The sequence below is a fragment of the bacterium genome, assembly GCA_016708025.1.
Lineage (GTDB): Bacteria > Zixibacteria > MSB-5A5 > GN15 > FEB-12 > FEB-12.
This window is the reverse complement of record JADJGQ010000005.1, coordinates 118,206-142,234: the sequence shown is the minus strand read 5'-3', so window position 1 is coordinate 142,234 and position 24,029 is coordinate 118,206. Positions and strand designations below refer to the sequence as shown.

The following is a 24,029-nucleotide window of genomic DNA, read 5'->3' as shown; positions in this document are numbered from 1 at the left end:
AAATTGCGAGTCTCTTTGCGAGATATAGGCTTTTTGTAAGGATTGTTCAGGAGATAATGTGCCCACAATAAACCAGTTGATTCGTATTGGGCGTCGGGTTGTTGAAGAGAAAACAAAGACCCCGGCACTGGCAGGCTCACCGCAGAAGCGCGGCGTCTGTACCCGTGTCTATACCTCTACTCCCAAGAAGCCGAACTCGGCGCTTCGAAAAGTTGCCCGTGTTCGACTGACGAACCAGATGGAAGTGACCGCGTACATTCCGGGTGAAGGTCACAATTTGCAGGAGCACTCGATCGTGTTGATTCGCGGTGGTCGTGTCAAAGATCTCCCGGGCGTACGCTATCATATCATTCGTGGTACGATGGATACTTCAGGTGTGTCGGATCGCCGGCGTGGACGCTCCAAGTATGGGGCAAAGAAACCTAAATCGTGATTCGGGTAACGGACTAGTAATATGCCTCGTCAAATCTCTCTGGGACATCGCCGACCGATCGAGTCGGATTTCAAATACAACGACCGAGCGGTCGCTGAATTTATCGCCTGCCTCATGAAGCAGGGGAAACGTTCGACCGCCGAGCGCATCATGTATGGTGCCATCGACCTGGTCGAGAAGAAGTCCGGCCAGGCCGGGATCGACCTCTTCCGCAAGGCGTTGAACAATGTCAAGCCGGTACTGGAAGTGAAGTCCCGCCGCGTTGGCGGCGCCACCTACCAGGTGCCGACTGAAGTCCGCCCCGATCGACGGACCGCCCTCGCTATTCGATGGATCATTTCCTACTCGAAGAGCCGCGGTGAAAAATCTATGGCTGAAAAACTTGCGGCAGAGTTCCTCTCCGCCGCCAATAATGAAGGCGCATCCATTAAGAAGAAGGAGGATACTCACAAGATGGCCGAGGCTAATAAGGCCTTCGCCCACTTCAAATGGTAGAATTGCTCTCTAAAGAGAGAGGTTTTCTCTCTCTGCAGTTTACATCGTAAACCATACGAGGGTGACTTTGCGCGCCTTACTTACGCGGATATGATGAGAAGCTGACTCTCAGGTCCATCCGTCCCCTGCTGACCGGACGAAAACCTTTGTGTCGCTTCTGTGATGATAAGCACTGAAGGTTTTGTATAGGAGTTAGACAGGGATTTTTTATGCCCGTTGATGCAGATCTGAAAAAGGTGAGAAATATCGGGATCATGGCCCACATTGATGCCGGTAAAACCACCACAACCGAGCGTATCCTGTTCTACACAGGTAAGTCGCACCGTATCGGGGAAGTCCATGAGGGCGCCGCGACGATGGACTGGATGGAACAGGAGAAAGAGCGCGGTATTACCATTACCTCGGCTGCGACGACCTGCCTCTGGGACGGACACATTATCAATATCATTGATACTCCCGGTCACGTTGATTTTACGGTCGAAGTAGAGCGCTCCCTGCGCGTCCTGGACGGCGCGGTTGCGCTGTTTTGCGCAGTCGGCGGCGTGGAGCCGCAGTCGGAAACCGTCTGGCGCCAGGCCGACAAATACAATGTCCCTCGCCTCGCGTACATCAATAAGATGGATCGCGTCGGCGCCAATTTCGCCCACACCCTCCAGGAAATGAATGAGCGCCTGTCGTCCAATTGCGTGGCGATCGCCGTTCCGGGTGGCGAAGGGGAGATGTTTGCCGGCGTTATCGACCTGCTTACTATGAAATTCCGCGTCTTCCATGAGGACTCTCAGGGAATGACGTTTGAAGATGTAGATATTCCGGAAGACCTTATCGGTATGACCAACGAGTATCGCGAAAAGATGCTCGAAGCGGTCGCGGATTTCGATGATCATCTGCTGGAGCAGTTCCTGCACGATGAGCCGATCGACCCGAAAGATGTCATGATTGCGGTCCGCAAGGCCTGCATCGCCGGCAAAATGGTTCCGGTCCTCTGCGGTTCTTCCTTCAAAAACAAAGGGATCCAGAAACTGCTCGACGGTATCGTCGACTTCCTGCCGTCCCCGCTAGACAAGTTCCCGGTCAAGGGTCACCGTATCGATGACACCGAGAAGTTGATGGAGCGCAAATCGTCGATGGACGAGCCGACCGCCGCGCTCGCCTTCAAAGTACAGACCGACCCGTATGTCGGCCGCCTGACCTACATCCGTGTTTACTCCGGTAAGGTCGAGGCAGGCTCGTATCTGTACAATCCGAACAGCGATGTCAAAGAGCGCATTGCGCGTCTGCTCCGCATGCACGCCAACAAGCGCGAAGATATTCAGGTCGCATATGCCGGCGATATCGTCGCTGCCATCGGCCTACGTAAGACGACCACGGGTGACACGCTCTGCGATGTCAAGCACCCGATCGTCCTTGAAAAAATGTCCTTCCCTGAGCCGGTGGTAGCGGTCTCGATCGAGCCGAAATCCAAAGCCGACCAGGATAAGCTGACCGATGGTTTGGTCAAGCTGGCCGAAGAAGATCCGACATTCCGCGTTCGTCAGGATGACGAGACCGGCCAGACGATCATCAGCGGGATGGGGGAATTGCATCTCGAGATCCTGGTGGATCGCCTGATGCGCGAATTTGGTGTTGGCGCTTCGGTTGGCCGTCCGACTGTCGCCTACAAAGAGACCATTACCCGGGCCGTTGAGTGCGAAGGGAAGTTCGTTCGCCAGTCCGGTGGTAAGGGTCAGTTTGGTCATGTCTATATGCGGATGCGTCCGACCACCGATGGCACCGAGTTCCATTTTGAGAATAAGGTGATCGGCGGCAAGATCCCGCGCGAATATATCCCGGCAATCGAAAAGGGCGTGAAGGAAGCGATGACCAATGGTGTCCTCGCCGGCTATCCGCTCACCGGCATTCACTGCGAAGTGTATGACGGCTCGTATCACGAAGTTGACTCTTCCGAAATGGCGTTTAAGATCGCCGGATCGATGGCCTTCCAGGATGGCGCCAAAAAAGCCGGCGCGATCATTCTGGAACCCATCATGGATGTTGAGGTGGTGGTCCCCGAAACCTACATGGGCTCGGTGGTCGGCGACCTCAATTCCCGACGCGGCAAGATCGGCGGCATGGTCGCTCGCGGTGACCTGCAGGTGATTGCGTCGCACGTTCCGCTGTCTGAGATGTTCGGGTATGCCAACCAGCTCCGCAACATCACCCAGGGACGCGCGGTCTTTACTATGCAGTTCAGCAAGTACTCGCCGGTCCCCCAGGAAGTGTCTAAGAAAATGTTGGAAAAAGTGGCCTTATAGAAATGCAAGAGGAGCGTTCCTGATGGCGAAGGAGAAATTTGTTCGCAAGAAGCCCCATGTGAACGTGGGGACGATCGGTCACGTTGATCATGGTAAGACGACGTTGACTGCGGCGATCACGATGGTGATGAGCAAACTGACGGGTTCAGCGATCCGGACATTTGATTCCATTGACAATGCGCCGGAAGAGCGGGAACGCGGGATCACGATTGCGACGGCTCACGTAGAGTACGAGTCGGCGAATCGTCACTATGCGCACGTTGACTGTCCGGGTCACGCGGATTATGTGAAGAACATGATCACGGGTGCGGCGCAGATGGACGGCGCGATCCTGGTGGTGAGCGCAGCGGATGGTCCGATGCCTCAGACGCGCGAGCACATTTTGTTGGCTCGCCAGGTGGGTGTGCCGTTCATCATCGTGTTCCTCAATAAAGTAGATATGGTTGATGATCCGGAGTTGCTGGATCTGGTAGAATTGGAAGTCCGCGACCTGTTGACGACGTACGGTTTCCCGGGAGACGATATTCCGGTGATCCGTGGTTCGGCGTTGCAGGCGATGACTGCCGGTGCGGGTGGCGCAGCGGCGACTGATCCGGCGTTTGAGCCGATCAAGAAGCTGGTGCAGGCGTGCGATGAGTACATTCCTCAGCCGAAGCGCGAGGTCGAGAAGCCGTTTTTGATGCCGGTGGAAGACGTGTTCTCCATTACGGGTCGTGGGACGGTCGGGACCGGTCGTGGAGCGCGGGATCATCAAGCAGGGTCAGGAAGTCGAAGTGGTGGGGATCCGGGAGACGCGCAAGACGGTGGTGACCGGTGTTGAAATGTTCCGCAAGCTTCTGGATGAGGCTCAGGCGGGTGACAACGTTGGGTTGCTGCTTCGCGGTATTGACAAAGAAGATCTGGAGCGTGGGATGGTGCTGGCGTGGCCGGGTTCGATCACACCGCACAAGCGCTTTAAGGCTGAGGTGTACGTGTTGAAGAAAGAGGAGGGTGGTCGTCACACGCCGTTCTTCAACGGGTATCGTCCGCAGTTTTACTTCCGTACGACTGACGTGACGGGAGTGGTGAAGATGCCCGAAGGCGTCGAGATGGTGATGCCTGGGGATAACACGACGATGGAGATCGAGTTGATCATGCCGATCGCGATGGAGAAAGAGCTTCGTTTCGCGATCCGTGAGGGTGGCCGTACGATCGGCGCCGGCGTCATTCACGAGATCCTGGAGTAAAGCAGAACTACTGCGAGAGAACTATGGAAATGCAGAAAATCAGGATTCGCCTCAAAGCGTACGATCACTATTCGCTCGATCGCTCCACCAAGGAGATCGCGCGGACCGTGCTCCGGACCGGCGCCAAGATCGTTGGCCCAGTCCCGCTTCCGACCAAGCGCACTGTTTACACGGTGCTTCGGTCGCCTCACGTCGACAAAAAGTCGCGCGAGCAGTTTGAGACCCGAGTCCATAAGCGACTCATAGACATTTACGATTCGACTCCGCAGACGGTGGACGCGCTGATGAAGCTCGACCTCCCGGCCGGTGTCGATGTGGAGATCAAGACCTGAGAAGGTTGCCGTCATGAAAGAGATTCTTGGAAAGAAAATTGGCATGACCCGTATCTTCAAAGAGACGGGGGAGATGGTCCCGGTTACCGTGATCGAGGCCGGTCCCTGTTCGGTGGTTGCGAAATCATCCGCCAAGGGAACGATCGCGTATCAGGTTGGCTTCGAGGCCCGTCGTGCCAAATTGATCAACAAGCCGCTCGCCGGCATTTTCGCCAAGGCAAACGTCTCGCCGACCCGTTGGCTGCGCACCATTCGTTTGGATGGTACGGAGCTCGAGCCGGGCGCAGTCGTTAATGTCGACATCTTCAAAGAGGGCGAAAAAGTGGATGTTACCGGTATCTCCCGCGGATTGGGATTTGCCGGCGCAATGAAACGGCATCATTTTGCTGGTGGTCCGGTCACGCACGGTCAGTCCGATCGTCTGCGCGCGCCGGGTTCAGTCGGTTCCTCTTCCTATCCGTCACGCGTTTTCAAGGGAATGCGCATGGCCGGTAAGATGGGTAAAGACCGAGTGACCACTCTCAACCTGCCGATCGTCAAGATCATCAGCGACCAGAACCTCATGTTGGTGCGTGGCGCCGTCCCGGGGTTCCGTGGTTCACTGGTGACAATCCGGTTGTCGAACCGGGGCAAAAAGTAGTGGATGCAGGCAATGAACGTTAAAGTCTACAATCAAGAAGGTGTGGCGGTCGGTTCCGTCGAGCTCAGCGAAGCCGTTTTTGGCGTCGAGCCGAACGAAGGAGTCGTCCACCAGTACATCACGAATTACCTCGCGCGTCAGCGCCAGGGGACTCACGATACGAAAACTCGTAAAGAGGTCTCCGGCGGCGGCAAAAAGCCGTGGAAGCAAAAGGGAACTGGTCGCGCTCGCGCCGGTACGATCCGCTCGCCTCTGTGGCGTGGGGGTGGTACTGTGTTCGGTCCGCATCCGCGCAGCTATGGCTACGAGTTTCCCCGCAAGATGAAGCGCGTCGCCATCCAGTCCGTTTTCTCGGCGAAAGCCAAAGCGGAAAAGATCATGGTCCTGGACAAGCTCGAATTGTCCGCGATCAAGACCAAGGCGATGGCCGGTATTCTCGGCAAGCTGCAGGTGGCCGGTAAGAAGTGCATCATCCTCGATGAGGGGATCAATCAGAACGCCACGTTGTCGCTGCGCAACATCCCGAAAGTGACCTACCGTCGTGCCGCACTGGCCAACGGCTACGAGTTGCTGCATGCCGACCTGATCATCATGACCAAGGCCGGTCTGGAGAAAGTGCACGAGGTGTTCGCATGAGTTACGATCCGCGTCACATCATCAAAGAGCATATCACCACGGAACGGACCACCCGTCTCAAAGAGATCTCGGGCGAGTACGTGTTCGTCGTGGATAAAAAGGCCACCAAGCATACCATCAAGGATGCTGTGGAGAAGGCCTTCAATGTCAAGGTGCTGGAAGTCCGCACCCTGATCATGCCGGGCAAGACCAAGCGTCTCGGTCGGTATGAAGGTAAGTCGTCAACCTGGAAGAAGGCGATCGTTCGCCTCAAAAAAGATCAAACCATTGCGTTGTTTGATAATGTCTGAGTGGTGCAGTAGTTATGGGAATTAAACGTTTTCGTCCGATCACACCTTCGACCCGGTTCCGTACGGTTCCGACTTTCGAAGAGATCACGTCGACCGTCCCCGAAAAAGGTCTGCTCGAGCCGTTGCGCAAGAGCGGTGGCCGCAATAACAAGGGACGTGTGACTGCATTCCAGCGCGGCGGCGGCCACAAGCGTTTCTATCGTATTATCGACTTCAAGCGCAACAAGCGTGACATTCCCGCTCGCGTTGCCTCGATCGAATACGATCCGAATCGTTCTGCCCGCATCGCCCTGCTGCACTATGCCGATGGCGAGAAGCGCTATATTCTGGCGCCGCTCGAAGTCAATGTCGGTGACACTTTGGTCAGCGGCGAACAGGCCGATATCCGCACCGGCAATGCGATGCCGCTGAGCCGTATGCCACTCGGCACCAACGCCCACAATATCGAAATGCGTCCGGGCAAAGGCGGCCAGATGGCCCGCTCCGCCGGATCGTTCGTCCAGGTGGTCGCCAAAGAAGGCAGCAAAGTTATTTTGAAGATGCCGTCCGGCGAAGTCCGCACGGTGCCGGCCGAGTGCTACGGCACGATCGGCCAGCTCTCGAACATCGATCATAAGAACCTGGTCCTTGGCAAAGCCGGTGCCTCGCGCTGGCGCGGCCGTCGCCCGTCCGTCCGTGGCGTCGCCATGAACCCGATCGATCACCCGATGGGTGGTGGAGAGGGCCGTACGTCGGGAGGTCGTCACCCTACCACGCCGTGGGGTAAACCAACCAAGGGTTACAAGACGCGAAAGAAGAAAAAATCGCTTTCGCACCTGATCGAAGATCGTCGCAAGAAGAAAGTCTGAGTCTGGAGTAGATAGATTATGCCCCGTTCCTTGAAAAAAGGTCCGTATGTGGACGAACCGTTGATGTCGAAAGTGGAGTCGATGAACAAGTCCGGCGACAAAAAGGTCATTAAGACTTGGTCGCGCCGGTCGACCATCACGCCCGATTTCATCGGGCACACGTTCGCCGTGCACAACGGCAACAAGTTCATCCCGATCTATGTGTCCGAAAACATGGTTGGTCACAAGCTGGGCGAATTCGCCCCGACCCGGACCTTCCGCGGCCATGGTGGCAAGCTTGTGGAACGGGCCACGGCGGTGAAAGGATAAGGCCTCCGAGCATGGCATTACCACGTCAAAATGAAGTAGCGAAATCCGGCCTCCTGGCTGTTGTTCGCCAGATGAATACCGATGGCGAGAAGCGCCCGATCAAGACCTCGGCCAAATCGGCGACCGTCCGCCGTGAATTTGTCGGTCACACGATCGACCTGTTCAACGGACTGAAGTACGAACGCATTCATATCACCGAAGAGATGGTCGACCGTGAACTGGTCGAGTGCCTCCCGAAAGGGATCACCGCCCGGTTGTCGTTCGTTTCGATCCCGGCGCGCAAGATGCGCTTCGTGGCCGACGTCATCAAAGGGATGCCGATCCAGAAGGCCATGGATGTGCTGAACTATACCAAGCGTGTTGCGGCGGGTCATATCGCCAAGACACTGAAGGCCGCCGCCGCCAACGGCATGTCGGTCTCCGGTACCGCGCATATTCGCCCCGAGGATCTGTACGTCAAGAATGCGCGAGTCGACGAAGCCCCGACCGCCAAGCGGATCCGCTTCCAGTCAATGGGTCGCGTCTTCCGCTATCGCAAGCGCTATTGCCACCTGATCATCGAACTCGAAGAGCGCGCTGATCACAGAGCTGCCGTGACAACCGGCAGCAAAACGAAGAAAACCGACGCCGCTGATGCGACTTCGACGACCAAGCCAAAAACCGGAGCGCGCAGCAAATCTGCCAAAGCGCCGGCGAAAAAGGCCGCGGTGAAAAAAACCGCCAAGAAGTCAGCGACGAAGAAAACCAAATAGATGACGTTAGCGAGTTAGGTTACAAGGAGATACTTTGGGACAGAAAACCCATCCGATCGGTTTGCGCCTTGGCATCATTAAAGCCTGGAATTCCAGGTGGTATGCCCCGGATCGGCTCTTCGCCGACCTGGTTCATGAGGACATGCTGATCAAGCGCTACATCAATCGGCGCTTGGATAATGCCGGCATCTCGAACGTGCTGATCCAGCGGCAACCCAAGAAAGTGACGGTCGACATCCTGACCGCTCGCCCCGGTATCGTCATCGGACGCCGCGGCGCTGAGGTCGACAAGCTGAGAGAAGAACTCCAGCTCCTCACGCACAAGGATATCGCCCTCAATATCGTCGAGGTCCGCAAGCCGGAACTGGACGCCAAACTGGTCGCCGATTCCATCGCCCGCCAGCTCGAGGGACGCGTCTCCTTCCGTCGCGCCATGAAAAAATCCATCAGCTCCTCCATGAAGATGGGAGCCGAAGGGATCAAGATCCAGTGCGGTGGACGTCTCGGTGGCGCTGAAATCGCTCGTACAGAAAAGTATATGGAAGGCCGTGTGCCGTTGCATACCCTTCGCGCGGATATCGATTACGCTACCTCCACCGCGAATACCACCTATGGCACGATCGGCGTCAAAGTCTGGATCTGCCGAGGTGAGGTACTCGATGGCGGCATGCGTCAGAAGACCGAAGATGCCAAGGCGGAAGCCGAGAAGATGGCCCAGATGCCGCAAGGTGGTGGTCGCCCCGGACGTGGTCGTGATGACCGCGGACCTGGTGGTGGCGATCGTGGGCACCGTCGCCCGCCGCGTGGCCGTGTCCGTCGCCCCGAAGGCGGTGGCGATAACCGTCCGCCGCGCGGACGTCGTCCCGATGCCCCCCGTGGTGATAATCGCGGTGGTGACACCGGTGGCAGCCAGGGTGAGAAGAAGTAGCAGTCAACGGTGCGTGCAAGGAAATAACCTATGTTGATGCCCAAAAGAACAAAGTTCCGCAAAGCCCAGCGCGGCCGGATGACCGGACTCGCTAACTCGGGTGCAGCGGTCGATTTTGGCGAGTTCGGCCTGAAGGCGCTCGAACCCTGCTGGTTGACCAACCGGCAGATCGAGGCGGCCCGTGTCGCTCTGACTCGTCACCTGAAACGTGGCGGTAAGATCTGGATCCGAGTGTTTCCGGATAAGCCGGTCACCAAAAAGCCCGCGGAAACCCGTATGGGCAAAGGAAAAGGCGCGCCGGAATACTGGGTTGCCGTCATCAAGCCGGGACGCATGCTCTTCGAGATCGAAGGGGTGCCCGAAGCTTTGGCTCGTGAGGCAATGCGGCTGGCCGCTAACAAACTGCCGCTGCGAACCAAGTTCGTCGGCCGTGCGGAAACGGAAGGCGCATAAGCTATGGCAGACAAAGTAAAGATCACTGACCTGCGTGAAATGACACGCGATGAGCTGGCCCATCGACGCCGCGATCTCGAGGACGAATTGTTCAACCTCCGGATGCGTAAATCGATGAAACAGCTTGAAAATCCCCTTCGCCTCCGGCATATCGGCCGCGAGATCGGTCAGATCATGACCGTGATGCGCGAAGATGAACTGGGAATCAGGAAGCTTGCCCAGGCCAGATCCTCCATCATGGAAACGGCCGGCAAGAAGGGCAAGAGTTGATAGGAGCTGATGTGACGATGGCTGAATCTACGCCGCGGAGCGCACGAAAAGTTCGAGTGGGTCTCGTTGTCTCGGACAAAATGGATAAGGGCTTGGTGGTACGCGTTGACCGTACCATGAAACATCCCCTCTATCTCAAGACCGTCCGCACGTTCTCGAAACTGTATGTGCACGACGAAAAAAACGAGGCGAAAGAAGGAGATCTGGTCCGGGTGATGGAAACCCGCCCGCTCTCCAAACTAAAACGCTGGCGATTGGTCGAGATCGTCGAGAAAGCGAAATAGGCAGGTCGGTTCCTCCGCCGTCTGGAAAGGTGTCTTACTATGATTCAGGAATTTACCGTTCTGTCCGTCGCCGATAACTCGGGTGCCAAACGCGCCATGTGCTTCCGTATCCTCGGTGGCAGCAAAAAGAAATACGCCTCGATCGGTGACATCATCGTCGTGGCGGTTAAAGAAGCGATCCCGGGTGGGACAGTGAAAAAGTCGGAAGTCTGTAAAGCGGTGGTGGTCCGGACAACCTCCAACCTTCGCCGCAAAGATGGCTCGCTTATCCGATTCAGCGACAACGCCGCGGTGATCATTAACGACCAAAACGAGCCGCGCGGGACCCGTATCTTCGGACCCGTCGCCCGTGAACTCCGTGAAAAACAGTTCATGAAGATCGTATCCCTCGCCCCAGAGGTGATCTAAAGGGAAGCTGACAACGCTATGCGGATCAAAAAAGGTGATACAGTCTTTGTCCGGAGCGGTGCTTACAAAGGTAAGACCGGACGCGTCCTCTATGTCAACACCGTCAAGAACACGGTGTTGGTCGAAGGACTCAACAAGAAACAGCGCCACCAGCGCCCATCGCAGCGCAACCAGAAGGGCGGCATCGTTGCCAAAGAGGCTCCTATCCATATGAGCAACCTCGCGCTCATGGATTCGACCGTCAATGGCCCGACCCGGCTTGGAACGAAGGTGATCGATGAGGGCGGCTCTAAAAAGCGCGTTCGCATCAGCCGCAAATCGGGCGAGATAATCTGAGGCTCAGTAAGATGACACGACTGAAAGAAAAATACGAAACCGAAGTGCGGCCCAAATTGATGAAGGATAATGGTTATTCCTCCGTCATGCAGGTGCCCAAACTGACCAAGATCACGATCAATATTGGTGTCGGTGAAGCTACCCAGAATTCGAAGACGCTGGACGCCGCGGTCGGCGACCTGCAGACCATCACCGGCCAAAAGCCGCTGGTGACCAAGGCCCGCAAAAGCATCTCGAATTTCAAGCTTCGCCAGGGCGTCAATATCGGCTGCGCCGTCACCCTCCGTCGCGACCGCATGTATGAGTTCCTCGATCGCCTGGTGAATATCGCCATGCCGCGTATCCGCGACTTCAGAGGCGTCAGTCCGAAGTCGTTTGATGGCCGGGGGAATTACAACCTCGGCTTGCGCGAGCAGTTGATCTTCCCCGAGATCGACTACGATAAGATCGATAAAGTTAGAGGCATGACCATCAGTTTCACCACAACCGCACAGTCGGATGACGAAGCGCGCCAGTTGCTGTCCGAACTGGGCATGCCGTTTCGAAAGTAGGAGTCCATGGCCAAGAAGTGTTTGATTGAGAAACAGAAGAGCACACCGAAGTTTGCGGTTCGTAATTACAGCCGCTGCCGTCGGTGCGGACGGCCCCGTGCCTTCCTCCGTAGGTTTGGCATTTGCAGAATCTGTTTCCGTGAAATGGCCCTGGCCGGTGACCTGCCCGGTGTGGTCAAGGCCAGTTGGTAGTTGTCAAGAGATTGGGAGTAACGACGTTATGAGCATGACCGACCCGGTCGCCGACCTGTTGACCCGAATCCGGAACGCCTCCAAGGCTCGCAAGCCTGCGGTAGACATTCCGGCGTCCAATCTCAAGCGTGAGATTGTTCGGATTCTCAAGGACAACAGTTTCGTTCGCGATTACCTTGAACTGCAGGATTCCAAGCAGGGGATCATCCGTGTCTACCTGCGCTATAGCCGCGGTGATATGCCCGTTATCAAAGGGATTCGTCGCGTCTCAAGCCCCGGCCTGCGTAAATACTGGGATGCCCAGGATGTTCGCCTGTCAACCCGCTTTGCCCAGGGTATCTCTATCATTTCCACCTCCAGCGGTGTCATGACCAATTTCGAAGCCGCCCAAAAGGGCGTCGGCGGCGAAATCATGATCCGGTGCTGGTAAGGAAGGATTGTAGCTATGTCTCGTATTGGCAGAAAGCCGGTTCCGATAGTCGAGAAGACCAAGATCCAGATAGCCGAGCACGACGTCACTGTCACCGGACCGAAAGGTACCCTGACCATGACCGTCCACCCGGATATCTCGGTCGCCATCGATGGCGGCCAGTTGCTGGTCACCCGGCCGTCCGACCTGAAAAAACACCGTGCCCTGCACGGCTTGACCCGCGCGTTGATCAACAATATGGTGCACGGCGTCTCCGCCGGGTTCACCCGTCAATTGCAGATCATCGGCGTCGGATATCGCGCGGAACTCAAAGGCCGCACCCTCATCATGTATATCGGATATTCGCATCCGATCGTCTTCAATCCGCCGACTGGTGTGAACTTGACGGTCGAAGCGAAAGAGAACAGAATTACCGTTGAAGGTATCAATAAAGAATTGGTCGGTCAGGTGGCTGCCAAGATCCGCTCGTTCCGTCCGCCGGAGCCCTACAAAGGCAAAGGCATTCGATACGTCGGCGAGCATGTCCAGCAGAAAGCCGGTAAGGCCGCGGCCAAGTAATGTGGGATCACTGTAATGGCTGACAAGAATATCATTAAGAACAAACAGGCTGACCGTCGCAAAAGCCGCGTGCGTAAGAAAGTCCTCGGGACCTCCGAACGTCCGCGCCTGACCGTGCGCAAGTCGCTCCGCAATGTCTTCGCCCAGATCATCGACGACGAAAAAATGTCGACCCTGATCGGGATCGCCTCTGACTCGAAAGAGATGCAGACGGTCATTTCGGAGAAAGACAACAAGACCGCGGCGGCGAAAAAGGTCGGTCTCAAGCTGGCCGAACTGGCCAAAGCCAAGGGGATCGAATCGGTCGTCTTCGACCGTAATCGCTTCCGCTACCATGGACGCATCAAAGCGGTCGCCGATGGCGCCCGCGAAGGTGGCCTGAAATTTTAACCTGGCAATGTGTCGCCTGCAATAGATGAGGTGAGGTTTTGGCGAAGTTTGAAATGGAAAACTCCGATCTCGAGGAGAAAGTTGTCAGCGTCAACCGCGTGGCTAAAGTAGTCAAGGGCGGACGTCGCTTCAGCTTTACGGCGCTCGTCGCCGTCGGTGACCGCAACGGCAAAGTCGGTATCGGCCTGGGAAAAGCCTCGGAAGTCTCCGAAGCGATCCGCAAGGGAACCGATGCTGCACGCCGCGCCATGGTCAAAGTCAATCTGGTTGAAGGGACCATCCCGCATCGGATCGATGGCCGCTTCGGTGCCACCACTGTGGTCATGCGCCCTGCCTCGGCCGGAACCGGCGTTATCGCCGGCGGCGCGGCTCGCGCGATTCTCGAGTCCGTCGGGATCCAGGACATCCTGGCCAAAGTGCTCGGCAGCCGCAACCCAAATAACGTCGTGAAAGCGACCATGAACGGCCTGAAACTCCTCCGCACGCGTGACCAGGAATTGGCATTCCGGGAACAGGCGTAGGGTGGAAAGAGAAAGCATAGCCATGGCCAGACTTAAAGTTACCCAGATCAAAAGTACGATCGACAAGAAAGAGCCGCAGAAGCGTACGATCAAGGCGCTCGGCTTGGGTCGTCCGCGCAGTACGGCGATCCACAATGACACTCCGCAGATCCGCGGCATGATTCGCGCCGTCACCCATCTCGTGACGGTCGAAGAGATAGAGTAAAGGAGAAGCCTCGCATGGAACTTCACACCTTACGACCCCCTGCGGGCGCAAAGAAGGCTCGCAAACGGGTCGGACGCGGCCCCGGCAGCGGCATGGGCAAAACCTCTGCTCGCGGACACAAGGGTGCCAGAGCGCGAGCCGGCTACAAAGATAAACGTTACTTCGAGGGCGGCCAGATGCCCTTGCATCGTCGTTTGCCGAAATTCGGCTTCACTAACGTCTTCAAAGACGAGTTCCAGGTCGTCAATCTGACCGACCTCGCTCGCTGCACCGGATCAGAGATCTCGGTGAAGACGCTCAAAGAAGCCGGCGTCATTCGCACGATCAACACTCCGATCAAGATCCTGGGCAACGGCTCGATCGATCGTCCGCTCACCGTTAAGGCGGCGGCTTTCTCCAAATCGGCTATTACCAAGATTGAAGCTGCGGGCGGCAAAACCGAGGTAACCAAGTAGTGTTTGAGACATTTAGATCGATATTCCGCATAGAAGAGCTGCGCCGGCGCATTTTCTTTACGCTGGCGCTTCTGGTTGTCTATCGGGTTGGCGGACATATCCCGACCCCGGGTGTGGATGGCTCTGTGCTGGCCGCATTCATGGGACAACAGGGTTCGATTTTTGGTCTGTTGGATCTGTTCGCCGGCGGCGCGTTCGCCAAGGCGACTATTTTCGCCATGGGGATCATGCCCTACATCTCAGCCTCCATTATGTTGCAGTTGCTCGGTGCGGTCGTCCCGTACCTGCAGCGCCTGCAGCGTGAAGGGGAAGAGGGACGTCGCAAGATCACCCAGTATACCCGTTACCTGACCGTGCTCATCGCGGCCCTCCAGGCGTACGGGACGGCGGTCTTCATTACCAGTATCAACTACAACGGCGTACCGGCAGTCCATATGGCTACCGCCGGATTCATTCCGTTAACGATCCTGACTTTCACCTGCGGTACGATCTTCATCATGTGGCTCGGCGAGCAGATCACGGAACGTGGTATCGGCAACGGTATCTCGTTGATCATCTTCATCGGCATCATCGCCCGCTTCCCGGATGCGATCGTCGAAGAAGCCCAGTTCGTCCTTTCCGGGACCCGCTCCATTCTCGTTGAGATCCTGGTCGTCGCCCTGATGATCGGTGTCATCGCCGCGGTCATTCTGATGACGCGCGCCCAGCGCCGCATCCCGGTCCAGTATCCCCGCAAGGTGATCGGTCGTCGCGTTTATGGTGGCGCCACCACGCACTTGCCGCTGTCGGTCAACTCCGCCGGTGTCATCCCGATCATTTTCGCCCAGTCGATCATGTTCCTGCCGTCGACCGTCGCGCAGATCTTCCCGAATACGGAATGGCTGCAGAACCTGGTCGCCGTTTCGCTCGCTCCGGGCGGCTGGTGGTACTCGATCATCTATGCATTGATCATTATCTTCTTCGCGTATTTCTACACGGCGATCGTGTTTAACCCGATCGAGATCGCGGACAATATGCGGAAGAACGGTGGCTATATTCCGGGTATTCGTCCCGGCAAAAACACCGCCGACTATATCGAAAAGATCCTGACCCGTATCACGCTCCCCGGCGCGCTCTTTTTCGCCGCGATCGCGGTCCTGCCGTGGGTGTTGGTCGGCCAGTTTAACGTGAACTATTTCTTCGGCGGCACCGGCCTTCTGATCGTGGTTGGTGTGGCGCTTGATACTCTCCAGCAGATCGAGTCGCATCTCTTGATGCGACACTACGACGGCTTCATGAAGAAGGGTCGTATTCGCGGGAGATCGATGTAAGTATGAATTTGGTCTTCCTTGGCCCTCCCGGTTCTGGAAAAGGCACGCAGGCAGCGCGCCTTTCCGCACGTCTGGGACTGGTGCATCTTTCGACCGGTGACCTGCTTCGTGAGGCCGTCAAACACGGCACTCCGCTCGGCCAGCAGGCCGAAGGGTTCATGAAGCGCGGCGAACTGGTATCGGATGCACTCATCATCGGGCTGATCGAAGAGAAGATCAATAAGGGTGAATTGAACACTGGGGTCATCTTTGACGGCTTTCCTCGGACCATTCCGCAGGCCGAAGCCCTCAAACAGATGCTGACCGGTCACGAGATCGGTCTCGATCATGCCGTCTTGTTCGATGTCCCCGATGAAGAGATCGTTCGTCGACTTTCCGGGCGCTGGTATTGCCCGACCTGCAACGCCGGATACAATTACCCGCTGCAGGTGCCTAAAGTTGACGGCAAATGTGACAAGGATAACAGCCAGTTGAAGCGCCGCCCCGACGATGAAGAGTCGGTGGTTCGCAATCGTCTGGACGTTTATAAGAAGCAGACCCAGCCGATCGAAGAGTACTATCGGCGTGAGGGACTGCTGATCGCAATAAAGGCTGACATCGCCCCGGAAGCCGTCTTTGACGCCCTTCTGGAAGCGACACGTGGTCAGAGAACCAGGTGATAGTGCTGAAGACGACAGAAGAACTCGACATCATGCGTGAGGCCGGTAGAATTACCGCCATGACGCTGGATATGGTCGAGGAGAATATCGAAGCCGGTCTCACCACCGGACAGCTCGATATGCTGGTCGAGGACTTCATCCGGTCGCACGGCGCCATTCCGGCCTTCAAGAATTACCACGGCTACCCGGCCTCCGCCTGTGTCTCCATCGATAGTGAGGTGGTCCACGGCATCCCGGGGAAACGGGTGATCAAGGAAGGGCAGATCGTGTCGGTCGATATCGGGGCGATCGTGAACAACTATTACGGCGACTCCGCCCGTACATTTGGTATTGGCGAGGTTTCGGCAGAGAAAAAACGGCTGATGAAGGTGACTCAAGAAGCACTTTCGGCTGCTATTGACAAAGCCAGAAAAGGCAATAGATTAGGGCAAGTTTCGTCGACTGTCCAGCAGATTGCGGAAGCGGCCGGTTTTGGCGTGGTACGTCAACTGGTCGGTCATGGCATTGGCCGCAAAATGCACGAGGAACCCCAGGTCCCTAACTTTGGTTCGCCCAACGAGGGTCCGGTCCTGCAAGTCGGTATGGTCATTGCGATTGAACCGATGGTGAACTTGGGAACGTATGATGTGAAGACAATGCCGGACGGATGGACCATCGTCACTGCCGATGGCGCACCTTCCGCCCATTTTGAGCACACGGTCGCCATTACGGATAATGGCCCCGAAATATTGACTAAAGCGTAAAGGAGAGTATGCCCAAAGAAGAAACGATTACCGTTGAAGGCAAGGTGGTAGAGCCCTTGCCGAATGCCATGTTCCGGGTACAACTCGACAACGGTCACATCGTTCTGGCGCATATCTCCGGTAAGATGCGAATGCACTTTATCAAGATATTACCCGGTGACAAGGTCACGCTGGAGCTGTCACCGTATGATCTCACTCGCGGCCGGATCACGTACCGGTACAAGTGAGCAGCGATAGAAGGATCGAATAAATGAAAGTCAGATCGGCGATCAAAAAACGGTGCGAACACTGCAAGGTCATCAGACGGCGCGGCGTTCTGCGCGTGATCTGCACCAAAAACCCCAGCCACAAACAGCGCCAGGGGTAAGCAGGAAGATAACCATGCTGTCAGGCATAGAGGAGTAAAGTCAATTGGCTCGTATTGCCGGTGTTGATCTACCGAAAGACAAACGGATCGAAATCGGGTTGACCTATATTTATGGGATCGGCCGATTCACCGCCACCGAGATCCTGCAGAAAACCGGCATCAAGCCCGAAGTTCGTGTGAACAAACTGTCGGACGATGATGTCGCAAAACTCCGCCGAGTGATCGAAAACGAATACTCGGTCGAGGGAAACCTGCGTGGCGAAGTGAACATGAGCATCAAGCGGCTGATCGATATCGGCTGCTATCGCGGCCTGCGCCATCGTCGCGGTCTCCCCGTGCGCGGCCAGCGCACCAAAACCAATGCCCGTACTCGTAAGGGTCCGCGCAAATCCGTGGGCGGCCTGAAGAAGAAGGCCCCCGGCAAGACTTGATGATTAACTTGTTTCTGAGGATATACCGTGGCTGAACCAAAAGGCAAAAAACGCGTCAAAAAGAAAGTTCGTACCACTGAGTCGAACGGCATCGCGTTTATCAAGGCGACGTTCAACAATACCATCGTGACCGTGGCTGATTCCCAGGGACGTACCATCTCGTGGGGAACGGCCGGCAAAGTCGGCTTCAAGGGCTCCAAAAAGTCCACGCCGTTTGCCGCCCAGATGGCGGCCTCAACCGCCGCGAAAGAAGCGATGGATCTCGGCTTGCGTCGAGTCGAAGTGCATGTCAAAGGCCCGGGCGCCGGTCGCGAAGCCGCGATCCGTTCGCTCTCGGCTGCCGGTCTCGAAGTGACCCTGATCAAGGATGTCACGCCGATCCCGCACAACGGCTGCCGCGCCCCCAAGCGCCGCCGCGTCTGATCTGAACGTGTGAGTGTTGGAGTATAGAGGAGAGTAGATGGCTCGTTATCATGAAGCTGTATGCAGACTGTGCCGCCGCGAAGGAGAAAAGCTCTTTCTTAAAGGCGCGCGCTGTCTGACCGATAAATGCGCGATCGAACGGCGTCAGTTCGCCCCCGGTCAGCACGGTCAGAACACTCGTCGGAAAGTCTCTGCGTATGGTTTGCAGTTGAGAGAAAAGCAGAAGATCCGCCGTACCTATGGCGTGCTCGAAACGCAATTCCACAACTACTTCGAAAAAGCCGACGCCAAAACCGGTATTACCGGCGAAAACCTGGTCCAATTCCTGGAATGCCGCCTGGACAATATCGTCTATCGTCTCGGGTTCGCCGCCTCGCGCAAGCAGGCACGCCAACTCGTCCGGCATCGGCATATCCTGGTCAACGGTAAAATAGTCGATATCCCGTCCTACCAGGTGAAACCTCAGGAAGTTATCCGCGTTAAGGATAAGTCCAAGAATCTCGAGCAGATTCACGCATCCCTGAAACTGGGTCACGGCGCCGAATTCGCCTGGCTCCGTCTCAACAAGGCTGCGTTGGAAGGTGAACTGTTGGCTGTCCCGCAGCGCTCGGATGTGCCGCTGACCGCCAATGAGCAGCTCGTTGTCGAGTTGTATTCCAAGTAATCCCCGCGGAGGAGGTAGCAAGATAGTATGAAGTGGAAACCGCTGACCATGCCCAAAGAGGTCGTCAACGATCAGTCGTCGTCGACTGAAAACATGTCGCGCTTTATCGTGGAACCGCTCGAACGCGGCTACGGCGTGACCCTGGGCAACAGCCTTCGCCGGGTGCTCCTCTCGTCCATTCAGGGAGCTGCGGTGACAGGTATTCGCGTCAAAGGGGCGCTGCACGAATTTGCCACCATCCCTGGCGTCTATGAAGATGTCACGCACATCGTGCTCAATGTCAAAAGCATTATCGTTCGCTTTCATGCCGAAGAGATGAAGACCGTCCGCCTCAGAGCCAAAACCATTGGCAAACTGACCGCCGGTATGATCGAGGCAGACGGCGATGTCGAGATCCTCAATCCCGAACAGCCTATTTGCGAACTGACCGAAGCGATCGATTTCGAGATGGAACTCGATATCGAACCGGGTCGTGGCTATCATATCGCCGATATGAACAAGCGCCCCGACGCGCCGGTCAACACTGTCTTTATCGATTCGCTGTTCTCGCCGGTCACCAAGGTCTCGTACTTCGTGGAGAACACCCGCGTTGGACAGAAGACCGACTATGACCGCTTGATCCTCGAACTCCATACCAACGGCGCCATCACTCCGGAGGACGCGCTCTCCTACGGCGCCAAGTTGCTCAAGGACCACTTGCAGCTCTTCATCCATCTCGACGAACAGGTCATGGTGGAAGAGATGCCGCAGGAGGACGAAGAGATACTGCGCGTGCGCAACCTGCTCAAGACCCGGGTGGATGAACTGGAGCTTTCCGTTCGTTCCTCCAACTGTCTGCGGGCCGCGAACATTCAGACCATGGCCGACCTGGTCACCAAGTCCGAAGCCGAGATGCTGAAATATCGCAATTTCGGTCGTAAATCGCTAAACGAGATCGGCGCCTTGCTGGAGCAGATGAACCTGTCATTCGGCATGGACATCTCCAGATTCATGGAACCGGCCAAGAAGTAAACAGGTGAAAGAGTAATGGGACATCAGGATAAAACCGCGAAACTGAACCGCACCAAATCCCACCGGGAGGCGATGCTGTCCAATATGGCGATGTCGCTGTTTCAGCATCGCATGATCAAAACAACCAGTGCCAGAGCAAAGGCCCTGCGCCCGGTGGTTGATCGTCTCATCACGATCGCCAAAAAGAATACCCTCGCCTCCAAACGGTTGGTCGCTGATACGGTCAGAGTGAAAGAAGTCTACACCAAGCTCTTCACCGAGATCGTCCCGCAATTCACCGACCGCAATTCCGGCTACACCCGGGTTATCAAACTCGGCGTGCGTCGTGGCGATGGCGCCCCGATGTCGGTGGTCGAACTGCTGACCGCCAAACCGCCGATTGAGTCGGAGGAGAAGGACAAAGCGGCCGAGAAGAAGGGTGGCGGGCTGAAAGGCGCGCTCTCCCGTGCTCGCGCCAAAGCCGGCTCCAAAGGCAAGAAGGCAACTGCCGCCAAAAAGACGGCGAAGAAGCCTGCCAAGAAGGCCGCTTCCAAAGCGAAGTAGCCAACCGCAATCGACTTTCCCAAACCCCGCTTCGGCGGGGTTTTTTTTCGTGCATCCCCGACTTGCCAGACCTCCCGCCATTTGTTATATAGCTTTACAGCGAAACATCAAACTGTCGCATGAACTGCAAGGCATCAAAGCTCTTATGCTCTGATAGGGAATCGCCCGGCACATCATGCGCATGCACCTGAGGTCACTATGGAACAACCGGCTCAGAAATCCGGATTGCCTCGCGGCTGCTTCATCGCTCTCATCGTCGGCGGTATTCTCATCGTCCTGCTCGTCGCGCTTATGGGAGTCTGTTATTTCAACAAAGACAAAGTCTTCAAGTGGACGATCCGCACCGGTGTCGTGTATGCCCAACAGGCGCTGGCCAAAGATCCTGCTGGCATTGATACCGTCAAATTCAACGCCCTTGCCAACGAGTTCATTGTGCAACTCGATGCCGGCGAGATCACCGATGAGCAGTTCACTGCGATAGGGCCGATCTTCCAGGGAACCATGGCCGACAAACAGATCGACGCCAGCGATGTGTACAAACTTTCTGATGCGATGGTGACGCTTTTTCCGAGTCTCGAACCGCTGAAAATGATTCCGGGCAAAAGTGAAGAGATGGTCACGGATTCAACTCTGCCGAACGGGACAGACACGATCGCGCTTCCCGCCGAGACGTTGACTGATAGCTCGGACGGTGACTGACCTTGACCAGAGGTGATCGCTCGCGCTTATGATCACGGCGATAGCTGTTCTGGCGCTCGCATTCCTGATCGGCGGAATTCCGTTTGGATTGCTGGTCGCGAAAGCTTATGGCATTCGCGACCTCCGCGCTCAGGGTTCCGGTAATATCGGTGCCACCAATGTCTGGCGCGTGGCCGGTGCCAAAGCCGCGCTCTGGGTCTACCTGCTCGATATCGGCAAGGGTGTGGTGGCGGTCCTGATCGCCCGCTTGATAGATCAATCCGCCATGCCACGCGACTGGTATCTCGTGCTGGCGGCACTGTTGGTTGTTTTGGGACATATCTTTTCCCCCTACCTGCGCTTCAAAGGCGGGAAAGGGGTTAATACCGGCCTCGGCGTGATGCTGGTGCTTATGCCGGTCGAAGTTCTCATTTCGCTTGGAGTATTTGTAATCGTGGTTTCCTTGACTCGCTATATCTCTCTTGGCTCGATCATCGCGTCGCTGACGTTGGTCACCGTAGCGCTCATCGAGCGACTTGCACTCGTGAGAGAGATCAGCTTCGTATACATCGGCCTGACTATCCTGCTTGCACTGGCGATCATCCTGACTCACCGAACCAACATTCGACGACTCATTGAGGGGACCGAAAGCAAGTTCAGCCTGTCATCGAAGGGGAGAGGTTAGCATGGCCGAACGGATCACTATTCTGGGGGCCGGATCCTGGGGAATGGCGATCGCTCGATTGCTCGACCTGAATGGCCGCGACGTTCTCCTCTGGGCCTACGATCCGCGAGAATACTATCGACTCCTGCAGGAACGCGGTGATCCCACCAAATTGCCGCGACTGCATCTTGCTCAGACCATAGAGATATCCAACGACCTGCAGGCGGCGATCGAAGATTGTGATCTCGTGGTCCTGGCTGTCCCGGCACAACATCTCCGCGCAGTATTGCGGGAATTGGGCAGTCGCCTTCGTCCGCGAATTGGCGTCGTCAATCTGGCCAAAGGAATAGAGACCGGTTCGCTCAAGCGAATGTCTGAGGTCGTCTATGAGGAGACGCAACTCTCCCTCGATCGTATTTGCACGCTCTCCGGACCATCACATGCCGAAGAGGTCGCGCTTGATATGCCGACCACCGTGGTGGTTGCCGGTTCCTCCGACCCGCTCATTGGGCGAGTCCAGGAAATATTCAGTAATCTGGTTTTTCGCGTCTATCGAAGCTCCGATCTTTTGGGGGTTGAACTCGGCGGATCGCTCAAAAACGTCATCGCGATCGCGGCCGGGATTGTTGACGGCCTCGGCTTCGGTGACAACACCAAAGGGGCGCTGATCACGCGCGGCCTGGCTGAAATGACCCGGCTCGGAGTTACTCTCGGGGCAAAACCGGAGACGTTCGCCGGACTCTCCGGACTTGGCGACTTGGTCACCACCTGCTGTTCCCGACACAGCCGCAACCGCTGGGTGGGAGAACAGATCGGAACCGGCAAAAAACTGCATGAGATCCTGCTGACTATGAGCATGGTCGCGGAGGGTGTGGAAACGACTCGTTCCGCCTACAGTCTCGCCCGACACTGTGGCGTCGAAATGCCGATCACAACCGAGGTCTTTCGGGTGCTCTTCGATGGCAAACCGCCGCTCGAGGCTATCGAACAACTGATGGGACGATCACTCAAAGCTGAGGTCTGGCGACAGCCCGACTGACACGAGGTGCAGGTAAGATGCAGAAACAAGAAAGCACCGAAAAACTCTATTACACCATTAGCGAGGTCTCCAAAATGACCGGCCTGGAGGCCTATGTCCTTCGCTACTGGGAAAAGGAGTTTCCGCAGCTCCACCCGCGCAAAAACCGGGGAGGAAGCCGCCTCTATACCACCAAAGATATCGAGATCATCAACCAGATCCGATATCTCCGGACCAAAGAGAAGCTGACCATTGCCGGTGCCCGAAACAAGCTGTTGCTCAGGCGTGGCAACGAGGAACGGACCGATATCGAACAACAGGCCAGAACCCGCTCGCTCATTGGCAAGATTCGCAAGGAGTTGGGAGAGTTACTGAAATTTTTCCCTTGAGTTTTGGCCCCTTTTGGCTACCTTGAACTCCCCGTAACCGGATAGCGGTTCATCACGTCGGAGCGTAGCGCAGTTGGTTAGCGCACTCGCTTGGGGTGCGAGAGGTCGGCCGTTCGAATCGGCTCGCTCCGACCATTTTTTCATCACCTCTCTTTGGCCGTCGGTATAAGCAGAAGCTATGACCTCGCCACAAGCAGAAATCTCAACGCTCGTTCTTGTCCCGGCCTACAACGCGGCTAAATATCTCCCTGACCTGATCAGACGATGCCGCCAGTTTGTTTGCGATGAGAATCTCCTGGTTGTTAATGATGGTTCCACCGACAACTCCCTTTCAATCCTCAAGGAAACCGGAGTCAACTACATCTCTTTCCCACAGAATAAGGGGAAGGGTGCCGCCCTCAAAGCCGGCTTTGACTACGCCGTTAAACATCGGTACCGCTCAGTACTGACAATAGATGCCGACCTGCAGCATCTCCCGGAAGAGATCCCGCGATTTTTCGCGCTCGACAATGGTCAGCGTCTGATCATGGGGACACGGTCCATTGACCGTTCCATCATGCCGTTTGATCGATGGCTTACCAATAATCTTACCTCTCTGATTATCTCCGTATTCTCCACTCAACGAGTAAGGGATTCGCAATCTGGATTCCGCCTGATTCCAGTCTCGGTTCTCTGCGCGATGCCGCTAAATACTATCAAGTACGATTTGGAGTCCGAGATGCTATTCAAGGCCGGAGCGCTCGGTTGTGAGATCGCCGAAGTCCCGATCTCTACCATTTACGAAGGCTCACATTCGTTCATCAATCCCTTCAAAGACACCATGCGCTTCATACGCCAGATCTGGAAACGGATCTGGGCCTGATTCCGGCTTGCTTTTCCCTCCCGACCTCCCTAAA

General features: G+C 56.2%; 39 protein-coding genes, 1 tRNA gene and 1 pseudogene. All 41 read left to right on the top strand.

Features of this window, described 5'->3' with window-relative positions:
- Positions 1-58 precede the first annotated feature (58 nt).
- Positions 59-433: a 30S ribosomal protein S12 gene (locus IPH75_15670; GenBank protein MBK7143506.1), complete on the top strand. Its 375-nt coding sequence runs from the start codon at positions 59-61 to the stop codon at positions 431-433.
- A gap of 21 nt (positions 434-454) precedes the next feature.
- Entirely contained in the window at positions 455-928 is a 474-nt protein-coding gene (rpsG, locus tag IPH75_15665) for a 30S ribosomal protein S7 (GenBank protein MBK7143505.1), read from the top strand.
- Between the two features lie 209 nt (positions 929-1,137).
- The gene (fusA, locus tag IPH75_15660; protein ID MBK7143504.1) at positions 1,138-3,219 is read left to right on the top strand and encodes an elongation factor G; all 2,082 of its coding nucleotides are present in this window, start codon (positions 1,138-1,140) and stop codon (positions 3,217-3,219) included.
- Between the two features lie 22 nt (positions 3,220-3,241).
- Positions 3,242-4,445, top strand: a pseudogene (tuf, locus tag IPH75_15655) (elongation factor Tu).
- 23 nt (positions 4,446-4,468) lie between these two features.
- Positions 4,469-4,777 carry a 30S ribosomal protein S10 gene (gene rpsJ, locus IPH75_15650; GenBank protein MBK7143503.1) on the top strand — a complete coding sequence of 103 codons (309 nt, stop codon included), beginning with the start codon at positions 4,469-4,471 and terminating at the stop codon, positions 4,775-4,777.
- 13 nt (positions 4,778-4,790) lie between these two features.
- On the top strand, positions 4,791-5,417 hold the full coding sequence (gene rplC, locus IPH75_15645) for a 50S ribosomal protein L3 (GenBank protein ID MBK7143502.1): 627 nt from the start codon (positions 4,791-4,793) through the stop codon (positions 5,415-5,417).
- 12 nt (positions 5,418-5,429) lie between these two features.
- The gene (gene rplD, locus IPH75_15640) at positions 5,430-6,053 is read left to right on the top strand and encodes a 50S ribosomal protein L4 (GenBank protein MBK7143501.1); all 624 of its coding nucleotides are present in this window, start codon (positions 5,430-5,432) and stop codon (positions 6,051-6,053) included.
- Positions 6,050-6,343, top strand: a complete 294-nt coding sequence (rplW, locus tag IPH75_15635; GenBank protein MBK7143500.1) for a 50S ribosomal protein L23 — start codon at positions 6,050-6,052, stop codon at positions 6,341-6,343. Before rplD ends, rplW begins: the two co-directional genes overlap by 4 nt.
- A gap of 14 nt (positions 6,344-6,357) precedes the next feature.
- Positions 6,358-7,191: a 50S ribosomal protein L2 gene (rplB, locus tag IPH75_15630; GenBank protein ID MBK7143499.1), complete on the top strand. Its 834-nt coding sequence runs from the start codon at positions 6,358-6,360 to the stop codon at positions 7,189-7,191.
- An 18-nt stretch (positions 7,192-7,209) separates the two neighbouring features.
- Positions 7,210-7,500 (top strand): 30S ribosomal protein S19, encoded by a 291-nt coding sequence (rpsS, locus tag IPH75_15625; protein MBK7143498.1) that lies wholly within the window; start codon positions 7,210-7,212, stop codon positions 7,498-7,500.
- A gap of 11 nt (positions 7,501-7,511) precedes the next feature.
- Positions 7,512-8,252, top strand: coding sequence for a 50S ribosomal protein L22 (gene rplV / locus IPH75_15620; protein MBK7143497.1), 741 nt, complete (start codon positions 7,512-7,514; stop codon positions 8,250-8,252).
- Positions 8,253-8,286: 34 nt separating this feature from the next.
- Positions 8,287-9,180: a 30S ribosomal protein S3 gene (gene rpsC / locus IPH75_15615; GenBank protein ID MBK7143496.1), complete on the top strand. Its 894-nt coding sequence runs from the start codon at positions 8,287-8,289 to the stop codon at positions 9,178-9,180.
- A 30-nt stretch (positions 9,181-9,210) separates the two neighbouring features.
- Positions 9,211-9,633: a 50S ribosomal protein L16 gene (gene rplP, locus IPH75_15610; GenBank protein ID MBK7143495.1), complete on the top strand. Its 423-nt coding sequence runs from the start codon at positions 9,211-9,213 to the stop codon at positions 9,631-9,633.
- Positions 9,634-9,636: 3 nt separating this feature from the next.
- Positions 9,637-9,903: a 50S ribosomal protein L29 gene (gene rpmC, locus IPH75_15605; protein MBK7143494.1), complete on the top strand. Its 267-nt coding sequence runs from the start codon at positions 9,637-9,639 to the stop codon at positions 9,901-9,903.
- A 17-nt stretch (positions 9,904-9,920) separates the two neighbouring features.
- On the top strand, positions 9,921-10,187 hold the full coding sequence (gene rpsQ / locus IPH75_15600) for a 30S ribosomal protein S17 (protein ID MBK7143493.1): 267 nt from the start codon (positions 9,921-9,923) through the stop codon (positions 10,185-10,187).
- Positions 10,188-10,226: 39 nt separating this feature from the next.
- A complete protein-coding gene (gene rplN / locus IPH75_15595; protein MBK7143492.1) occupies positions 10,227-10,595 on the top strand; it encodes a 50S ribosomal protein L14 in 369 nt (122 codons plus the stop codon).
- A gap of 18 nt (positions 10,596-10,613) precedes the next feature.
- Positions 10,614-10,931: a 50S ribosomal protein L24 gene (gene rplX / locus IPH75_15590; GenBank protein ID MBK7143491.1), complete on the top strand. Its 318-nt coding sequence runs from the start codon at positions 10,614-10,616 to the stop codon at positions 10,929-10,931.
- Between the two features lie 11 nt (positions 10,932-10,942).
- Entirely contained in the window at positions 10,943-11,482 is a 540-nt protein-coding gene (gene rplE, locus IPH75_15585; GenBank protein ID MBK7143490.1) for a 50S ribosomal protein L5, read from the top strand.
- Between the two features lie 6 nt (positions 11,483-11,488).
- Positions 11,489-11,674, top strand: coding sequence for a type Z 30S ribosomal protein S14 (locus IPH75_15580; protein ID MBK7143489.1), 186 nt, complete (start codon positions 11,489-11,491; stop codon positions 11,672-11,674).
- A 28-nt stretch (positions 11,675-11,702) separates the two neighbouring features.
- Entirely contained in the window at positions 11,703-12,104 is a 402-nt protein-coding gene (rpsH, locus tag IPH75_15575) for a 30S ribosomal protein S8 (GenBank protein MBK7143488.1), read from the top strand.
- Positions 12,105-12,119: 15 nt separating this feature from the next.
- Positions 12,120-12,662: a 50S ribosomal protein L6 gene (gene rplF, locus IPH75_15570; GenBank protein ID MBK7143487.1), complete on the top strand. Its 543-nt coding sequence runs from the start codon at positions 12,120-12,122 to the stop codon at positions 12,660-12,662.
- Positions 12,663-12,677: 15 nt separating this feature from the next.
- Positions 12,678-13,052, top strand: coding sequence for a 50S ribosomal protein L18 (locus tag IPH75_15565; GenBank protein ID MBK7143486.1), 375 nt, complete (start codon positions 12,678-12,680; stop codon positions 13,050-13,052).
- Between the two features lie 53 nt (positions 13,053-13,105).
- Positions 13,106-13,573, top strand: coding sequence for a 30S ribosomal protein S5 (rpsE, locus tag IPH75_15560; GenBank protein ID MBK7143485.1), 468 nt, complete (start codon positions 13,106-13,108; stop codon positions 13,571-13,573).
- Between the two features lie 22 nt (positions 13,574-13,595).
- Complete coding sequence (gene rpmD / locus IPH75_15555) at positions 13,596-13,778, top strand: 50S ribosomal protein L30 (protein ID MBK7143484.1); 183 nt, start codon at positions 13,596-13,598, stop codon at positions 13,776-13,778.
- Between the two features lie 14 nt (positions 13,779-13,792).
- Complete coding sequence (gene rplO / locus IPH75_15550) at positions 13,793-14,233, top strand: 50S ribosomal protein L15 (protein ID MBK7143483.1); 441 nt, start codon at positions 13,793-13,795, stop codon at positions 14,231-14,233.
- Complete coding sequence (gene secY, locus IPH75_15545) at positions 14,233-15,543, top strand: preprotein translocase subunit SecY (GenBank protein MBK7143482.1); 1,311 nt, start codon at positions 14,233-14,235, stop codon at positions 15,541-15,543. The genes rplO and secY overlap by 1 nt, the downstream gene beginning before the upstream one ends.
- Positions 15,544-15,545: 2 nt before the next feature.
- Positions 15,546-16,202 carry an adenylate kinase gene (locus IPH75_15540; protein MBK7143481.1) on the top strand — a complete coding sequence of 219 codons (657 nt, stop codon included), beginning with the start codon at positions 15,546-15,548 and terminating at the stop codon, positions 16,200-16,202.
- On the top strand, positions 16,199-16,945 hold the full coding sequence (gene map / locus IPH75_15535) for a type I methionyl aminopeptidase (protein ID MBK7143480.1): 747 nt from the start codon (positions 16,199-16,201) through the stop codon (positions 16,943-16,945). Before IPH75_15540 ends, map begins: the two co-directional genes overlap by 4 nt.
- Positions 16,946-16,953: 8 nt before the next feature.
- The gene (infA, locus tag IPH75_15530; GenBank protein ID MBK7143479.1) at positions 16,954-17,172 is read left to right on the top strand and encodes a translation initiation factor IF-1; all 219 of its coding nucleotides are present in this window, start codon (positions 16,954-16,956) and stop codon (positions 17,170-17,172) included.
- Between the two features lie 23 nt (positions 17,173-17,195).
- The gene (rpmJ, locus tag IPH75_15525) at positions 17,196-17,312 is read left to right on the top strand and encodes a 50S ribosomal protein L36 (GenBank protein MBK7143478.1); all 117 of its coding nucleotides are present in this window, start codon (positions 17,196-17,198) and stop codon (positions 17,310-17,312) included.
- Between the two features lie 44 nt (positions 17,313-17,356).
- The gene (rpsM, locus tag IPH75_15520; protein ID MBK7143477.1) at positions 17,357-17,743 is read left to right on the top strand and encodes a 30S ribosomal protein S13; all 387 of its coding nucleotides are present in this window, start codon (positions 17,357-17,359) and stop codon (positions 17,741-17,743) included.
- A gap of 27 nt (positions 17,744-17,770) precedes the next feature.
- Entirely contained in the window at positions 17,771-18,166 is a 396-nt protein-coding gene (gene rpsK / locus IPH75_15515; protein ID MBK7143476.1) for a 30S ribosomal protein S11, read from the top strand.
- Positions 18,167-18,203: 37 nt separating this feature from the next.
- Positions 18,204-18,830, top strand: coding sequence for a 30S ribosomal protein S4 (rpsD, locus tag IPH75_15510; GenBank protein ID MBK7143475.1), 627 nt, complete (start codon positions 18,204-18,206; stop codon positions 18,828-18,830).
- Between the two features lie 27 nt (positions 18,831-18,857).
- Positions 18,858-19,841, top strand: a complete 984-nt coding sequence (locus tag IPH75_15505; GenBank protein ID MBK7143474.1) for a DNA-directed RNA polymerase subunit alpha — start codon at positions 18,858-18,860, stop codon at positions 19,839-19,841.
- A gap of 15 nt (positions 19,842-19,856) precedes the next feature.
- On the top strand, positions 19,857-20,384 hold the full coding sequence (rplQ, locus tag IPH75_15500; protein MBK7143473.1) for a 50S ribosomal protein L17: 528 nt from the start codon (positions 19,857-19,859) through the stop codon (positions 20,382-20,384).
- 198 nt (positions 20,385-20,582) lie between these two features.
- Positions 20,583-21,083, top strand: a complete 501-nt coding sequence (locus IPH75_15495) for a hypothetical protein (GenBank protein ID MBK7143472.1) — start codon at positions 20,583-20,585, stop codon at positions 21,081-21,083.
- A gap of 28 nt (positions 21,084-21,111) precedes the next feature.
- Positions 21,112-21,747 (top strand): glycerol-3-phosphate 1-O-acyltransferase PlsY, encoded by a 636-nt coding sequence (gene plsY / locus IPH75_15490; protein ID MBK7143471.1) that lies wholly within the window; start codon positions 21,112-21,114, stop codon positions 21,745-21,747.
- A 1-nt stretch (position 21,748) separates the two neighbouring features.
- On the top strand, positions 21,749-22,765 hold the full coding sequence (locus IPH75_15485; GenBank protein MBK7143470.1) for an NAD(P)-dependent glycerol-3-phosphate dehydrogenase: 1,017 nt from the start codon (positions 21,749-21,751) through the stop codon (positions 22,763-22,765).
- 17 nt (positions 22,766-22,782) lie between these two features.
- Positions 22,783-23,133 (top strand): MerR family transcriptional regulator, encoded by a 351-nt coding sequence (locus IPH75_15480; protein ID MBK7143469.1) that lies wholly within the window; start codon positions 22,783-22,785, stop codon positions 23,131-23,133.
- A 58-nt stretch (positions 23,134-23,191) separates the two neighbouring features.
- Positions 23,192-23,268: transfer RNA gene (locus IPH75_15475), tRNA-Pro, on the top strand.
- A 43-nt stretch (positions 23,269-23,311) separates the two neighbouring features.
- Entirely contained in the window at positions 23,312-23,995 is a 684-nt protein-coding gene (locus IPH75_15470) for a glycosyltransferase family 2 protein (GenBank protein MBK7143468.1), read from the top strand.
- Positions 23,996-24,029: the final 34 nt, after the last annotated feature.